Origin of the sequence: Mycobacterium deserti (assembly GCF_025345615.1) — a bacterium.
Taxonomy (GTDB): domain Bacteria; phylum Actinomycetota; class Actinomycetes; order Mycobacteriales; family Mycobacteriaceae; genus Mycobacterium; species Mycobacterium deserti.
Genome location: NZ_JAODWD010000007.1, coordinates 143,101 through 158,238, shown reverse-complemented (window position 1 = coordinate 158,238; position 15,138 = coordinate 143,101). Strand labels below are relative to the sequence as shown.

At 66.7% G+C, this 15,138-nt stretch carries 18 protein-coding genes; 10 read left to right on the top strand and 8 right to left on the bottom strand.

Going from position 1 to position 15,138, the window contains the following annotated elements; genetic code table 11:
- The first annotated feature begins 38 nt into the window (after positions 1-38).
- Positions 39-491, top strand: coding sequence for a DUF1810 domain-containing protein (locus N4S67_RS26400; protein ID WP_260996005.1), 453 nt, complete (start codon positions 39-41; stop codon positions 489-491).
- Here the strand turns inward: N4S67_RS26400 and N4S67_RS26395 are convergent.
- From N4S67_RS26395 to N4S67_RS26375, 5 genes are read right to left on the bottom strand one after another with little or no spacing between them, the layout of a single operon-like run.
- A complete protein-coding gene (locus N4S67_RS26395) occupies positions 466-1,764 on the bottom strand; it encodes an alpha-amylase family protein (protein ID WP_260996004.1) in 1,299 nt (432 codons plus the stop codon). The genes N4S67_RS26400 and N4S67_RS26395 overlap by 26 nt on opposite strands.
- The gene (locus N4S67_RS26390; protein ID WP_260996003.1) at positions 1,761-2,240 is read right to left on the bottom strand and encodes a nucleoside deaminase; all 480 of its coding nucleotides are present in this window, start codon (positions 2,238-2,240) and stop codon (positions 1,761-1,763) included. The genes N4S67_RS26395 and N4S67_RS26390 overlap by 4 nt, the downstream gene beginning before the upstream one ends.
- Positions 2,241-2,294: 54 nt before the next feature.
- Positions 2,295-3,971: a tetratricopeptide repeat protein gene (locus N4S67_RS26385; protein ID WP_260996002.1), complete on the bottom strand. Its 1,677-nt coding sequence runs from the start codon at positions 3,969-3,971 to the stop codon at positions 2,295-2,297.
- A complete protein-coding gene (locus tag N4S67_RS26380; RefSeq protein ID WP_260996001.1) occupies positions 3,907-4,968 on the bottom strand; it encodes a hypothetical protein in 1,062 nt (353 codons plus the stop codon). The genes N4S67_RS26385 and N4S67_RS26380 overlap by 65 nt, the downstream gene beginning before the upstream one ends.
- Positions 4,961-5,551: a TetR/AcrR family transcriptional regulator gene (locus N4S67_RS26375; protein ID WP_260996000.1), complete on the bottom strand. Its 591-nt coding sequence runs from the start codon at positions 5,549-5,551 to the stop codon at positions 4,961-4,963. Before N4S67_RS26375 ends, N4S67_RS26380 begins: the two co-directional genes overlap by 8 nt.
- A 144-nt stretch (positions 5,552-5,695) precedes the next feature.
- On the opposite strand from N4S67_RS26375, the gene N4S67_RS26370 reads away from it, so the two are divergent.
- Together N4S67_RS26370 and N4S67_RS26365 are read left to right on the top strand one after the other, a co-directional pair.
- A complete protein-coding gene (locus tag N4S67_RS26370; RefSeq protein ID WP_260995999.1) occupies positions 5,696-6,331 on the top strand; it encodes a DUF5701 family protein in 636 nt (211 codons plus the stop codon).
- Positions 6,332-6,378: 47 nt separating this feature from the next.
- Positions 6,379-7,014, top strand: a complete 636-nt coding sequence (locus N4S67_RS26365; protein ID WP_260995998.1) for a PaaI family thioesterase — start codon at positions 6,379-6,381, stop codon at positions 7,012-7,014.
- Here N4S67_RS26365 and N4S67_RS26360 read toward each other — a convergent pair.
- Positions 6,986-8,974: an FUSC family protein gene (locus tag N4S67_RS26360; RefSeq protein WP_260995997.1), complete on the bottom strand. Its 1,989-nt coding sequence runs from the start codon at positions 8,972-8,974 to the stop codon at positions 6,986-6,988. The two genes, N4S67_RS26365 and N4S67_RS26360, sit on opposite strands and share 29 nt — an antisense overlap.
- A gap of 336 nt (positions 8,975-9,310) precedes the next feature.
- Between N4S67_RS26360 and N4S67_RS26355 the strand changes: the two genes are divergently transcribed.
- The 7 genes from N4S67_RS26355 to N4S67_RS26325 are packed head-to-tail and all read left to right on the top strand — an operon-like array spanning position 9,311 to position 14,205.
- The gene (locus tag N4S67_RS26355) at positions 9,311-10,150 is read left to right on the top strand and encodes a nitrile hydratase subunit beta (RefSeq protein ID WP_260995996.1); all 840 of its coding nucleotides are present in this window, start codon (positions 9,311-9,313) and stop codon (positions 10,148-10,150) included.
- 41 nt (positions 10,151-10,191) lie between these two features.
- Positions 10,192-10,851: a thiocyanate hydrolase subunit gamma gene (gene scnC / locus N4S67_RS26350; RefSeq protein ID WP_260996183.1), complete on the top strand. Its 660-nt coding sequence runs from the start codon at positions 10,192-10,194 to the stop codon at positions 10,849-10,851.
- Positions 10,848-11,207 carry a thiocyanate hydrolase gene (locus tag N4S67_RS26345; RefSeq protein ID WP_260995995.1) on the top strand — a complete coding sequence of 120 codons (360 nt, stop codon included), beginning with the start codon at positions 10,848-10,850 and terminating at the stop codon, positions 11,205-11,207. The genes scnC and N4S67_RS26345 overlap by 4 nt, the downstream gene beginning before the upstream one ends.
- A gap of 28 nt (positions 11,208-11,235) precedes the next feature.
- Complete coding sequence (locus N4S67_RS26340; RefSeq protein ID WP_260995994.1) at positions 11,236-11,964, top strand: EthD domain-containing protein; 729 nt, start codon at positions 11,236-11,238, stop codon at positions 11,962-11,964.
- Positions 11,961-12,404 (top strand): TIGR03618 family F420-dependent PPOX class oxidoreductase, encoded by a 444-nt coding sequence (locus N4S67_RS26335; RefSeq protein ID WP_260995993.1) that lies wholly within the window; start codon positions 11,961-11,963, stop codon positions 12,402-12,404. Before N4S67_RS26340 ends, N4S67_RS26335 begins: the two co-directional genes overlap by 4 nt.
- 16 nt (positions 12,405-12,420) lie before the next feature.
- The gene (locus N4S67_RS26330) at positions 12,421-13,182 is read left to right on the top strand and encodes an enoyl-CoA hydratase/isomerase family protein (RefSeq protein WP_260995992.1); all 762 of its coding nucleotides are present in this window, start codon (positions 12,421-12,423) and stop codon (positions 13,180-13,182) included.
- 6 nt (positions 13,183-13,188) lie between these two features.
- Positions 13,189-14,205 (top strand): acyltransferase family protein, encoded by a 1,017-nt coding sequence (locus N4S67_RS26325; RefSeq protein ID WP_260995991.1) that lies wholly within the window; start codon positions 13,189-13,191, stop codon positions 14,203-14,205.
- Here the strand turns inward: N4S67_RS26325 and N4S67_RS26320 are convergent.
- On the bottom strand, positions 14,174-14,368 hold the full coding sequence (locus tag N4S67_RS26320) for a (2Fe-2S)-binding protein (protein WP_313959994.1): 195 nt from the start codon (positions 14,366-14,368) through the stop codon (positions 14,174-14,176). The two genes, N4S67_RS26325 and N4S67_RS26320, sit on opposite strands and share 32 nt — an antisense overlap.
- A gap of 10 nt (positions 14,369-14,378) precedes the next feature.
- Complete coding sequence (locus N4S67_RS26315; RefSeq protein WP_260995989.1) at positions 14,379-15,008, bottom strand: fatty-acid--CoA ligase; 630 nt, start codon at positions 15,006-15,008, stop codon at positions 14,379-14,381.
- Positions 15,009-15,138: the final 130 nt, after the last annotated feature.

The following is a 15,138-nucleotide window of genomic DNA, read 5'->3' as shown; positions in this document are numbered from 1 at the left end:
GCACAGACTAGCCTGCCAAAGTTGCTGATGAGGTGCCTGTGGACAAATCGTTAACATCGAGCGACCCATTCGATCTGCGCCGCTTCCTCGATGCGCAGAACCGCGTGTACGACACCGTGCTCGCCGAACTGCGCAACGGCAGAAAAGAGAGCCACTGGATCTGGTTCGTCTTTCCGCAACTCAAAGGCCTCGGCCGCAGTCCGACGGCGCTACGCTTCGGCATCTCCTCGGCGGCCGAGGCGCAGGCCTATCTTCGCCACGAGGTGCTGGGCGCACGGCTGCGGGAATGTACACGGCTGGTCGCCGAGATCGACGGCCGCAGCGCCGACGACATCTTCGGCTGGCCGGACAATCTCAAGGTGCGGTCGTCGATGACGCTGTTCGCGAGAACCGCCGAGGATGCCGACGTCCGAGCCGAGTTCCGCGCCGTGCTGGACAAGTTCTACGACGGTGCGGAAGATCCCCTCACGGTTGCGGAGTTGGCGCGATGACCAGCCAGCCGTGCGGCTCGACATCGGTTTCGGAGACGGCTTCCTGCGGCGGCGCTCCCGAACCCCCCACGACGTGTCCACCGCCGAGCCCCAACTCGGGCAGTGCGACACGCAGTGGTTTGTCATCGATGTTCAGCGCCACCACCAGCGTCTCGGAACCCGCGCGTGACTGATAGATGTACTGGCGGTTGGTCAGTGCCAACGGCAAGGTGCGGGCCGCGTGAAGCCACGGGTGCCGACGACGCAATCCGATGAGGTATTGGTGCAATCGGAACACATCGCTGGCATGTCCGTCGATGTCCATTGGCGGAGAACCGAATTCGGGCCGCACCGCGTCGTCGCCGCCAAACCGTTCCTCCTTGACGCCTCGGTAGCCGGCCTCGTCACCTGCGTACACGCTGGGCACGCCGCCGACGGTCATGAGCAGGACCAGTGCGTGTCCGAGGTGACGGATGTCGTCTACGCGGCTGGCGATCCTGGTGACGTCATGGTTGCCGACGAACGTCAACGGTGCGAAGGACTCTAGAAACTCGTTGTGCCGCAACAACGCCCAGTCCAGTTCGTGAAAGTTGCCGTCGTTCAGACTGCTCCAGATCGCTTTCCACAATTCGTACTGGGTGACCGAGTCGAAGCTCGAGTCGCCGACGCAGGCTGCGTAGTCCCCGTGGATGACCTCGCCGACGAACCAGGCGTGGGGGAAGGCCTCGCGCACCCTCGGCAGCACCTGGGCCCAGAATCGGTCGGCGACCGCATAGGCCGCGTCGAGGCGCCAGCCGTCGGCACCTCGCTCCAGCCAGTGCTTCATCACGTCGACCGTGTACTCGACGACCTCGGGTTTGTCATGGTCGAGTGCCCGCAGCTCACCGTGTCCCTCGAACGTATCGAAGTCGTCGGCCGACCCCCGGCCCCGCTTGCGCAGCCACGAGGTGTGGGGAAAGTCGACGCCGACATGGTTGAAGACCCCGTCGAGCAGTACGCGAAGCCCGCGGCTGCGCGCCTCGGCGATCAAGGTGTCGAAGTCGGAGCCGTCGCCGAGTCGCGGGTCGATCCGATAGTGGTCGGTGGTGTCATAGCCGTGTGTGCGCGACGCGAACACTGGTCCGAGCGCCACACCCGACGCCCCCAACTCGATGGCGTGGTCGAACCATTCGGTGATGCGCAGCAGTCTGTGCTCGTCCGCAGTGGGCGGGGGATCGGCGGGGTGAGCCCCGACGAAGCCGAGCGGATAGACCTGCCACCAGATCGCGTGCTGAATCCACTCGCCGGCGCTCACGACTTGAACTTCGCTTCGTAGAGCGCCTTCATCGCGTCGGCGAACTGCTCGGCCGGCCCCTCGGCGACCACGCGGGGCGCGACCATGGTGATCGGCAGCGGCGCGACCGGCGGCGGCGGGGCTCCCCACTCGGTGAGCCACTGGCTCAACTGGGCCGACGAGGCCGCATAAACGATGCGGCCGAGGCCCACCCACGCGTGCCCCGCGGCACACATGGGGCAATGTTCGCCCGAGGTGTACACCGTCGCGTGTGACCGCTGATCCGATGTCAGGTTCTCGACAGCCCAGCGAGCTATCGCGAACTCGGGGTGACGGGTGTGGTCGCCGTCCTTGACGCGGTTGCGGTCCTCGAAAAGCGTGGCGCCGCTGCCGTCGACCAGGACTGAGCCGAAAGGCTCGTCGCCATCGTCGAGTGCTTCCCGCGCGAGTTCGACACAACGGCCGAGACGTTCAAGATCACTGTCGTTGATCGCCATTGGCCGCAGTCTACGTACCGCCGTTCGCGCACCCGGCCGGTGCTGCCGACTACCTCAGGCCCCAGCCGCCTCGAGCCGGCATGCACATGACGCCCTGATCGGTACGTCGGCGCGCGCCTGCGCGAGGGCCAGCTGCTGACCGATGATCACCGCCTCGGAGGTGCGGCCAAGCCGCTGCAGGCATTCGTGGTAGCCGTGCAGGCTCCACACATTGCCGGGGTGTTGGCACGGCCGGGCCAGTGTGGGGTCGAGCCCGAGGTCCGCGGCGTACACCTGCGTGGCCTCCTCGACGTGCCCCTGCTCGAGCAGTAAAGCGCCGTAGGCGTGCCGGGTGGGCTGCATCCAGCCCCACGGTTCGTCGTAGGGCAGGGCGTCGTCGAGCTCGATGGCGCGCCGCAGATGCGCGAATGATCCGTCGTAATCACCTGTCCGATAGGCGATTTCACCGTCGAGCATTGAGCCGGCGACCGCCAGGATGTCCGCCACGGTGTTGTTGAACAGGTACCGGGTGTCCGGAATACGCGCACAGGCCGCGGTGAATGCGTCTCGCTCGGCACGAGCCTGCGTCGTGTTGCCCTTGGCGGCGTGTGCCACGCCGCGGCCGTAGTGGACGGTCGCGGCCGTGCTGCAGTACAGGTCGAGGTCCGCCGGCAGCGGTTGGGCGATCAACTCGTCCCAGCGGCCGAACCTGACGAGAACGTGGGTTCGCAACGGTACGAACGCTTCCAACCAATCGGCCATCGGCGGCGATTCGATGGCCAGTATCGACGGGGTGAGCTGGTCGGCCAATTCCTCGGCGGCCGCGAAGGCGGCGCGCGAGTTGCCCTCGAACATGGCCGAGTACACGATGAAATGCAGGTTGTGCGCTCGATAGAGGGAGTAGAAGTTCAACGGCCCCTCGCGTTCGACGAAGCGTCGATCCACCGATACCGCAGCTTGATTGGACACCACGGAGTCGCGGTAGTTGCCGCACAGCACGTCGATGTGACTGGGCATGTGTTGCAGATGCCCGGCGTCGGGCACCAGCCCGCGCAGCAGGTCCGCCGCGGGCAGTGCATCCTGCGGGCTCGCCGACATCTCCATCGTGTGGACGTACAGGTGCAGGATGCCGGGGTGCTCGCGACCCACAGGGGTGGCCAGCGCGTCATCGAGGATCTTCTTGGCCTCCACGACGCGCGAGTTCGGCGCCGGTTCGCCGGTACTGGTGTCCCACAGCGCCCACGCGGTCAGGTTGACCAGCGCATCCGCGGCCAGCGCAAGGACATCGATGTCGTCGGGGTACGCCTTGGCCAGTGCGGCCATCGCGTCGGCGTAGGCGGCGGCGCCCGCATCGAGCGCCTCGGTGTCGTTCGGGTCATCAGTGGGGAAGCGGGTCTGCAACGCCTCGATCAAGCCGAACTCGACCGCAGAACCCCGGCTCGATGCGGCCAGTCCGAGCTCCATCCGGGCGCGCGCCAGCGACGCGGCCATGTCGACGGGATCGAACGCCTCCCACGTCTTGTTGTAGTTGGGCCCGACGGCGTATGCCACACCCCACCGGGCGATGGCCATGTCGGGGTCGATTTCGAGTGCCCGGTCGAAGCACCGGATCGCCTCTTCGTGGTTGAACGCGTAGGACCACACCATGCCGCGGTCGAACCACATCTGCGCCGCGGGCGTTGGTGTCTCAGTCGGCCGACGGTAAGAGCCGAGGTCGTAGTAGGGCTCGGCGTCGCCGAGGGAAACGCTCATGCCCGGCACGATAATTCACCCGCGCGGCCGTCGCGACGATTGCGAGCAGACAGCCCGCCGCGGCCCACAGCACGAGCGTGAGCAGTGATGTCGCCGCGCCGTTGCCGCCGAAGTAGACGACGCTGCGCAACAGCGAGACACCCGAGCCCTGCGGCACGATCGTGCTGAACGTCGAGTAGAAACCGGAGAGCAACGGCCGGCCCACCGGGCCCGCCGCGGCAGCGTTGCCGACGATGACGAGAAACAGCGTCAGCGCCAGCGAGACGCCGGTGCCGAATGCCGCCGCAGTACCGGTGATCGCGCCGGCAACCGCCATGGCATAGAGCCTCAGGGCACCGAAGACCTGCCAGCCGTGGCCCACCAGTGCGCCGAGGATCACGTCGACGTAGAGCGTCACCCCGCCGGCCAGCAGCGCCGAGTAGCCGGCGAGCGTCACCGTGCGCAGCCCCAGGATCGCGGGCGTACGGACGGTGCCCATGAAGCGGCCCAGCACGGTGGCTCCGACGGAGGCGCCGATCGAGATGAATATGACGGCGTAGAACTCGACGGTCCCAGACGGGTCCGCTGCGGACACGGGCGCGACGTCCTCGACGGTGGCGCGCAAGCCGGACTTTGCGGCAACCGCCCGCCCGACCGTCTCGGCCGCGGCCGCCACGCTGCGCCCGCCACCTCCTGCGACGAAGATCTTCATCGCACCGGTCGGGTCGACGGCGAATGCAGCATCGGTCGCCCGCTCGTAGACCTGAGTGCGGGCGGTCGCAGCGTCCCCGACCTCGGTGATGGCCAGCCCATCCTGGCCGCGGAGGCCGTTCGCCACCTGCGGCGGCGCCGCCACCGCGACGGTCAGGTGATGCAGCGTCGGCTTGGCGAATGCGCCGGAATAACTCGCGATCATCGCGACGACGACCAAGGCCAGGCCGACCAGCGCCAGTGCGGTGTTGCGGACGGCCGCCGGGTCCCCGACGCGCGGTCGCTCCGGAACGTGATGCCTACCCATGGTGGGAGCCTTTCGAAGGTGTGGCCACGCCGAGCAAGGCGGCGACGGTGTCGAGTGCCGCGCGCGCCCGGCCGTTGAGGTCGGTCGAATCGGGGTCTTCCATCCAGGACCGGAGGACTTCGGTGAATCCGCCGACCAGGAAGCGGGTGACCGACTCCGGCGCCACGCCCGCGATCGTCGTGACGGACGGCTTCGCAGCGGCCGCCAACTCTTCGCACGCCGGAAGCAGTTCGGCCCGAAACGCGGACACGACGCGCTGGGTCACGGTGCTCGGCACAACGTTGCGGTACATCGCGCGGTGCTCGGCCGCGAAGTCGAACAACCGAAGGATGCGGGCGGGCGCGTGGCCGCCGATGTCTACTGTCGCCGCGGCGAATGCCGTGCCGAACGCGGCCGCGACGGCATCGTCCCGGTCGGTGAAGTGCTGGTAGAAGGCTTGGCGGCTGACACCCGCGCGGTCGACGACGTCCCTGACGGTCAGTTGATCAACCGGGCGCTCGTGGGCGAGGGCCAGCGCCGCGTCACGAATACGGCTGCGGACCCGCTCGGCGCGGGGATCAACGCTGTGGGCGCGGGCTGCCATGCCAGCAGCGTATGCCACTTCGTGTACAGATGACCACGAGTAGTTAGGTGTTCTAATACGGGATGTACGGCGGTTGTGATGCGCGCCGCTCGCGGGGCGGGTGCGGATGCGGAACCGGCGGCCTGCCGTCCTCGTTGTGCCTCCGTGCCCACCGCCACCATCGCCCTGCCAAGCCTGGCCCGACAAGCCGACACCCTCATCGAACTCGGTATCCACGCGATCGCGGGACTGACCTCCGAGGCCGTGCGTCAGACACCCGAAGGTGCCGGCTTGCTCGTCGTGCATCCCGATCTGCTGCCCGCCTCGACACTGGCCCCGTTGATCGTCGTCAACGGCAGGAAGGGATTCGTCGTCTCGGACATGTCCGACGTCGACGAGTTCACGCCGATCCCCGGCGCACAGCCGCCGCACGGCCCGGTCTACGTGGTGCGGCACCCCGATCGCGGTGATGCGATGGCGAACTGGAGTCCCGACGAGGCGCTGCCCGCGATCGTCGATGCCGGCCGAACGCCGTTGACGCTCACCGAAGGTCTGCACTGGCTACTTCACCGGCCCGAGGTCCTCGAGCGCAACCACTGCTTCATGACCATCGGGTCACGCCGTCGCAAGCCCAGCGGCGCCCTCGACTCCAGGACCCCCGCGCTGTGGATCAGCAACGGCACCGGACGCGATGGCCGCATGAACCGCGACGCACCCAAGGTCGGCTGGTGCTGGGCGGGCAACCGACACACCTGGCTGGGCTTCGCCTCCGCAGCCGAGCGGATCACCTCAGGCGCGTAGCCCTTAGTGACTCGACAACCCGCGCTAGAACGTGTTCTAGTTCTCCCGTGGTGGAGTTCACCGACATCGGCGATGTCCCCTCGGCCGAAGTCGACCGGATGCGTGCCGTGTACCAGCCGCTGGCCGACTCGGTGCGTGAGCTGGTCGACGCGACGATCCGAACGGAGATGGATGCCGACACCGTGGCCGCGGTGAGAGCCGAAATCGACGCCGCAACAGCCCGTTTGAGGTCGCGGCAGATCGACGGCGCGTTCGGCGTGCGCTACACGACGGGCGGCGACAGCCTGGCGTGGGGCAATCCGGTGATCGGCGTGCGCAATCCGATAGCTCCGCCGTTGACGATCGAGCGCGACCTCGAGGACGCCCGCGGGAGGGTGTTCACCGACTTTCACCTCGGCGCCGCCTACGAAGGCCCGCCCGGTCACGTGCACGGCGGTGTCGCCGCGCTGATCCTCGACCATGTGCTCGGCGAAGTGGCGGCCCACGCCGACACTCCGCGCTTCACCGGCACGATCACCTTGCGCTACCTGCGTACGACCCGTCTCGGGCGCCTGCACGCCGAAGCCGCGATCACCCGAACCGACGGAATCAAGGCCTACGCGGTGGGCCACCTGGCCGACGAAGACGGTGTCACCGTCGAAGCCGAAGGCGTGTTCATTCAGCCGCGCTGGGCTCGCGGGTAGTCGCGATGCTGGACAGGCTGCGGGTAATCGCCGCGACTTCGGCCACCAGCACGCGCGTCGCACTGTTGTCTTCTGCGAGCCGGGCGCTCTGCTCGCGCACCTGCTGATTGGCGGTCGTCAGCGCCGCGAGGTCGACGGTCCACGGGGCGGCCGGGTTGGGTGGCGCGCCGCGCAGCGCATCGACGTAATCCTCGACCGCCGCCACGAACTCGGGAGTCAGCGCCACCCGCGGCTGCGACGGCAGATTGCTTTCCAGCGCGGTGCAGGCGCTGGTTACCGCGTTCAGCGCCGCGCGGTACGACCGAACCCATCTGCGGAGCTCGCGGGATTCCATGCGCGTTGCCCCCGAAACCGCTTCGAACGCCGCGCGCGCCCGAAAAGCCCGCTGCCACGCCGCCGACAACGCGTCGGCCGGCTGGTCGAGCTCCCTGATGAATGCCTTGATCACCGTTGCCGCGTAATCCACTTCGGTCTTGAGTAGCTCGCCGGCCCGCTGCTGCAGCCGGGTCAGGGCGTCATCGGGCAGCACCACGTGCACGACGACGGCGAGCCCGCCGCCCACCACGACGGCGAACAGCCGGTCTTCCATGGTCGCGCCGGATGCGGCGGCGTCGATGCCGAGCAGGAAGTCGACGGCCGCTGCGAGTGCCCCACTTACCGCGACGTAGCCGTACCGGGTCACCGTGTACGTGGCGGTGAGGAACAGCCCAGCAAGCACCGCCGCGGCGACGCCAGTCGGGTTCAACACGGTCGCGATCAGTGACGCGAGCACGACGCCTGCGGCGATGCCGCCGAGCCGACCGACGCACCGGGTATAGGTGTGCGACGTCTCCGGACGCAGAACAAGCAACACGACCAGCGCGATCCAATACCCGTGCTGCACGGGCGCCAATCTGTCGGCGGCTACGCCCAATGCAGTGGCCGTCGACAGCCGGATCGCGTGGCGCAGAATCGGCGACGTCGACGTCAGGTGGCCGCGCACCTCCGCGGCGGCGGCTCCAAGGCCGCTGATGACGTCGGGGCGTCGCAGATCGGGAAATCTCGACTCCGCGGCTTCGTGTAGAAGCCTCGAAAAACGTTGCGCTGTCTCGGCATTCGGACCAGAGGTCGATGCGACCGCGGAATCCAGCGCCTCGACCGCCTGCTGCGCGTCGCGTCGCGCCGTTGGGTGGTGGGCGGCAATCGCGTCGAGGAGGGTGCCCGCCGCGGTCAACACCTGTGCGACACCGTCGTTCGCCGCATCGCGCGCTTCGCCGAGCGTGTGCAGCACTGCGGCGATTCGCTCGGGCAGCCGGTGGCCGCCGTGATAAGCCTTGGGGCGCCGCGTCGCCTGGCTGTCGACGAACACGTCACGCAGAAACGACATCGGTGCCGAGTCGATCGACGCATCACGGTCGGAGGCGACCCGGCGGGCGTCGGCGGCCAGGGACCGGTAGGCCCGCGTCAACACGTCGCGCTGCAGGCGCCACCGGTGCGGCGGCCACACCGCGATCAACGTGGCCTGCACACAACCCGCAGCGAAGGTCAACGCCGCCGCCACGACGATCGACGACACCGAAGTCGCGACGGGCGGCGACACCACCAGCAGTGCGCCCGCTCCCGCGGCGACCAGTCCGGCGTGACTGCCCAGCGCCCACTGCAACCCGGCGGCAAAACACCACGCCGCAACCACACCGATGAACACGAGATCGTGTGGCGAGGTCAGCGCTCCGAGGAGAACGGCAGCCGCCATCTGCCCCGACACCGCGATCACCAACGGCACGCGTCCACCGGGGCTGTCCTGCAGTCCGATGGCACCTGCTATCGCGCCTGCACCGGCCGCCCATACCGCCGCGGTCGCGGAGTCCCATGCCAACGCGAGCGCGGCCATCGCCACCATCCCGGCGCAGCTTCGGACCACCGCGCCGAAATCCGGCGTGGTCAGGCGCACGGTGTCCAACACCCGGCTGCCGGTGATCACCTATCCATTGTGACCTGCGCTGCGTCTCATACCGGCAACCCACACGCCGTGAGACCGTGCGCAGTGAACTCGACCCGGCGACCGCCCGCTCGACGTCGCGCAGACATTTTGCTGCGCAACAGACTTCGCCGATTTCCCTACAGGTGAAGATCGCCGGAGTTAAGCTCCGCTCATCCTGGTCGGCTGGTCCACCGTGGAGGTGTCGATGACCCGCAGGGCTGTCACTGCCGACGGCGTTGCTGAATTCCGGCCGCAATCGCCATTCGCTGAGCACTGCGCCCGCGTCGTTGCGCCATGCGTTTTGCGACCGGCAACCCCGAACGAAAGGACGTCTCGATGACCACGGCGGCCGAGCGTGCGGCACAACTCGAACTGGTGGCCCGGCTGAAGTCGGCCTACCCCGAGTTACCCGACGCACCAACCCCCGACCTTCTCGACCACGAACGCATCACCGCCTACCTCAAACCGGTCCACGACGTGGGCGGTGAGCCCGATGCGCCGATGAAGTACGAGAACAAGCAGTACGAATATTGGGAGCACATGACGTATGTGATCTGCGAGGTTCTGGCGTGGCGGGGGATCTGGCTCTCGGAGGAACGGCGCCGGATCGGCAACGTCGACGTCGGCAGGGCCGAGTACCTGGGGTTGCCGTACTACGGCCGCTGGTTGCTCGCCGTCGCAAGAGTCCTGGTGGAAAAGCACCACATCGGCCTGACCGAGCTGAGTGAACGGATGGCCGAGGTCAAGGCCCGATACGAGGGCGGCCTCGACGGCAAGAAGCTGGAGGCCAGACCGAAGTCCGAAGGCGACGGCGCCGACGTCAAACGCAACGCCCACCACAAGCACGCCGTCGGCAAGGGCGACCCGCAGGTGTATGCCGGCCAGGCAGGCGAACCGAAATTCACAGTCGGCGACGCGGTGGTGGTGCGCGAGCTTCCCGTTATCTTCTATACGCGCACACCGGAATACGTGCGCGGCGCCACGGGCGAGATCGCGACTGTCGCCTACGAGAGCCCGGCCGCAGAAGACGAAACCTGGGATCGGCCCGGTGCCGTGCCGGAATGGTTCTACGTCGTGCGGTTCACCATGTCCGACTTGTGGGACGGCTACACCGGAACCACCGCCGACGTCATCCAAACCGAGATTCCTGAGCACTGGCTGGAGGCCGCCTCGTGACCCACGACCACGACCACAACCACGACCGCACGGTGAAACCGATGGTCGACGAGATCACCGATTTCGAGGTGCTCGAGATCGCATTGCGCGAATTATGCATCGAGAAGGGCATTTTCACGGCCGAGGAGCACCGCCGCTTCACCGAGTTCGCCGAGCAGATCGGCCCCACGCCGGCCGCGCGTCTGGTCGCCCGGGCGTGGCTCGAACCCGAATTCAAGGAGCTGGCGCTCGCCGAGCCCATGACCGCCAGCAAGGAGGTCGGGGTCGACTGGATGGAGCCGACCGGTTTCGGCACGCCAAGCGACTTCACTGCCTTCGAGATCTTGGCCGACACCCCCACCGTGCACAACGTGATCGTGTGCGCCCTGTGCTCCTGCTACCCGCGCCCGATCCTGGGGAACTCCCCGGAGTGGTATCGCACGCCGAATTACCGCAGACGCATGGTCCGCTGGCCGCGCCAGGTGCTCGCCGAGTTCGGTCTGTATCTGCCCGACGAGATCTCGATCCGCGTCCAGGACTCCAACCAGAAGCACCGGTTCATGGTCATGCCGATGCGCCCGGTCGGCACCGACGACTGGACCGAGGACCAGTTGGCTGAGATCGTGACTCGTGACTGCCTCATCGGCGTCGCCCTGCCCAAGGCCGGAGTCACGACCAACGTCATCACCGATACCCGCCCGGCCATCCACCCGGTGTCATGACACGCAGATCCGTCGAGAAGTCGAGGATCGCGCCGCTGCAGGAGATCGTCGACCGCAATCAAACCTGGCCCCGCATGGCAGCCAAGTACGGCGTCGAGAATCCGGTGCCGCCGTGGAAGACCAGCCTCGACGGCATGTGCGACGCGTTGGACCGGACCGCCTGCGAAACCACGATTCCCGACTTCAAGGAGCGCCGCGACGAAGAGGACGAGCTGTCGGCGACGCTGTACGCCGATCTGCCGTATCCGGAGAACCAGTTGGTCTCGCTGGCGCACTCTCTGATGGCTCGCGGCGTGATCGACGAAGCCGAACTGCGACAGCGGCTGGCTACCATCCGCGAACGCCTGGAAGCCTGAGGCGACCCGACGCGTTAAGTTCGCTTCTGTGGAGAAAGTCATCATCACGCTGCGCGGCGTCGACGCGGATGACAAATGGTGTGCGCGGATGCGCGCCGCCGTCGCCGCTGATCTGCTCGACCTCGACCTGCCGGGGCTGGCGGTCAACCTGCGCGACGACGTGGTGCGCGAGTCGCTGATGACACTGACGACCCTGGATCCGCCGATCATCGGCTTCGTTACGCTGTGGACGCAGCAGTCCTACGGCGATCAGGTGCACGCGGCGATCGCACGGCTGAGCGACGAAGCCCCCGACGTCGCTGCGTATCTCGTGACCGAGTCAGTGCCCCTGCCGCCACCGGAGACCGTGCCGGGGCAGCGCACGGCCGGCTTTGCCAACGTCGCGCTGTTACGCAGACCCGCCGACCTGGACGAAGCCACCTGGCTGCGGCGGTGGCACATCGACCACACGCCGGTGGCCATCGAGACGCAGTCGACGTTCGGCTACACCCAGAATGCGGTGGTGCGTGCGCTGACACCGCAGGCACCTCCGATCTCGGCGATCGTCGAAGAACTCTTTCCCGAAGCCGCAACAAAGGACCTGCACGCGTTCTTCGGCGCGGCCGACGACGACGATCTGCGCGACCGGATGGAGCGCATGGTGGCCAGCACCGCCGCCTTTGGGGCAAACCGCGACATCGACACCGTGCCGACCAGTCGCTATGTCTTCCGAACACCGTTCGTGACCAACGACATTCGGCGAAGGGCTGCCACATGACCACACTCGACGAAGCCGTCACACTGGCGTCGAAGGAAAGCGGCTTGGCGGTGATCTCGACGTTGCGAGGCGACGGCACCATCCAGGCGTCACTGGTCAACGTCGGAGCGCTCGCGCACCCGGACAACAGGGGACAGGTACTTGGCTTCGTCACCTACGGCAAGGTCAAGCTGGCCAACCTGCGTGTCCGGCCACAACTTGCGGTGACGTTCCGCAATGGTTGGCAATGGGCCACCGTTGAGGGCCGGGCCGAACTGTTCGGCCCGGACGATCCTGCGCCGTGGTCCACCGACTCCGACCAGTTGCGCCTGCTGTTGCGTGACGTGTTCACCGCGGCAGGCGGAACCCACGACGACTGGGACGCCTACGACCGGGTGATGGCCGAGCAGCGCCGCACCGTCGTGCTCGTCGAACCCACCCGCGTGTACAGCAACGGTTGACCCGTACGCTGCTGGCGTGGTCTTACAGGTCAGCGACGACAATCGGGTGCGTACCCTCACCCTGAACCGGCCCGACGTTCTCAACGCGTTCAACGAGGAGCTCTACCTCGCCACCGCGACCGCGCTGCGTGAGGCGGCCAACGATTCCGAGGTGGCGGTCGTGCTGCTGACGGGCGCGGGCAGGGCGTTCAGCGCAGGCAACGATCTCGTCGAGATGCAAAGACGCATCACCGATCCGGCGTTCAACCAGCAGGGCAGCCACTTCTCGACCATGATCGACGCGCTCACCGACCTGCCCAAGCCGCTGATCTGCGCGGTCAACGGCGTCGGCGTCGGCATCGGTGCGACCATGCTCGGCTATGCCGATCTGGTGTTCATGTCGGCGACCGCGCGCCTGAAGACACCGTTCACCAGTTTGGGTGTCGCACCCGAGGCGGCGTCGTCCTACCTATTGCCGCGGTTGATGGGCAAGCAGAACGCGGCATGGCTGCTGTTGTCGTCGGAATGGATCGAGGCCGACGAGGCGCAGCGCATGGGTCTGGTATGGAAGGTCTGCGCGCCCGACGACCTGATGCACGAGGCGCGAAGGCATGCCGATGTGCTTGCTTCCCGGCCGATTTCGAGTTTGATCGCGGTGAAGCAGACGATGGTCGCGCCTACCCGCGACGGCATCGCCGCGGCAACGGCCCGAGAGATCGAGCACTTCACCGAGTTGATGGGGGCGGCGGCGAACTCACAGGCGCTGTCGGAGTTCACGGGACGCCGCGGATCCGACTAGCCGCACATGACGCGACTTGCGTGGGTCGACAGGGCCAAAGGCATCGCGATCCTGTTGGTCGTTCTGCATCACGTCATTCAGTTCTCGGCGGATCAGCAGTGGGCAAGTCACCAAGTCCTGTACTACAACTCAATGTTGCAGACGTTCCGCATGCCGCTGTTCTTCGCCATGTCGGGATTGTTCTTCAGCCAGGCCGCGGGCCAGTCGTGGCGATGGCTGTCGACCAACCGTGTCCTACCATTCGCCTACCTGTATGTCGTGTGGGCCGTCATCTGGAACCTCTGCTTTTCGCTGACGCCCGTCGAGGGAATCGGACTCGGGCTGCGATACTTCTCGGCGCACTTCCTCGACCCGGGCACGGGCCCGTGGTACATCCTCGCGCTGACGGTGTATTTTATTGCGGCCAAGGTTCTTTCGCCGTTGCCCGCGTGGGCTCAGCTCTCCGTTGTCGCAGCGGTCTCGGTGCCCGTGGCGGTGCACCTGGTCAAACTGCCCTGGGCTTGGGAATACATCTGCATGTATTGCCTGGCCTTCTTCGCCGGCATGCACGGCCGGCGCCTCTTACTCCGGCTTGCCGAGAAAGCGACGTGGGCGACCGTCATCGTCGCCGCCACCTTGTGGGGTATAGCAACCTTCGGCGTGTACGTACTGGCCTGGCCGTTCGGTCGCTATCTGTTCATTCCGCTGTGTGCGGTGGGGATCGCGCTGGGCGTATCGCTCGCCGCCGTGTCTACCGGTGCCGGAGTTCTGAGTTGGTTCGGCAGACGGACGCTTCCGATCTACTTTCTGCACCAGCCGATGATCGCCGCCGTCTACTCGGTCGGGATCATCCGAACTCTGCCCGCGACGCCGTGGGTCACGGCGGTGATTCTCCTGACCACCTTGTCGCTGGTGGTGACGGCATCGATCGCGATCTGGCGGGTTGGCAGAGTCGTCCCCGGGATCTTCGTCGCACCGTGGCACGGCGCGGGTCAAGTGACGATGTCGCGGGTCATCTCACGGACTGCGACGGGCAGTCGTTGACGTTCTGATGGGCCGCGATGATCGCACGCAAAGTACGCCTGCAGCGCCCGCAGTCGCCCCCCGCGCCGCAGGCCTCGGCGATCTGCTTCGACGTCGTGGCGCCGTTGGCCACGACCTCGTTGACCACGTGGCTCGTGACTCCCATGCACAAACAGACGAACATCGCGGCCCCGTCAATCCTCGTCGACGCTCATGAGATGGGCGAACCTGCCGACGAACTGTGTGGGGTAGGGCCCGAGGCCGGCATTGGACATCCACTCCGCCGCCGTGTCGGGATGATCGATCCACTGCCTTGCCGCGGCCTCGTCCTCGATTTCCTGAAGGATCATCACTTCCTGCCCGTCATCGAGCGCACGGTAGACCCAGATTTTGCGCACACCGCCGCGCTTGAACCGGTCGAGTCCGTCGTGCACCTTGACCATCAGCGCGGAGACGTCCTTGACCGACGACATCACCCCGACCACGACGCGGCCCACATGCTCGGCGGGCGACGGGGGATAGAGGTCGACCTTCTCGACGACTTCGCCGCCGAAGATCGGCGGAATGTCGTCGGCACCGGAGATGTCGAACCACTCGAACAACGCAGGCGACCGCAACACCTCGCGGACGGATTTCGCCTGCCGAATTCCAATGGTCACCAGGACCCGATGCGGTTCCCAGATTGAGGTGTACAACACGACGTGATGCGCGCCGATAGCGGCCAGACTTTCCCGATGTTTTCTCAGCCAGGCCCACATTCGCTCGACGTCATCGACGCGGTAATCACAGGCGAGAATGAATGAGTGCAGATCGTACTCACTCACCTTATTCCCCATCTCCCGGACGCCGTTGCCAAAGGTTAGCGCAGTCTAACCTTAGTTAGCGTAGGCAGTCCAGACTCCTTGGCCGAGGAGCGTCCCGGAGCGGCCAAACGGCTCGCCACGGCGCCGAAAA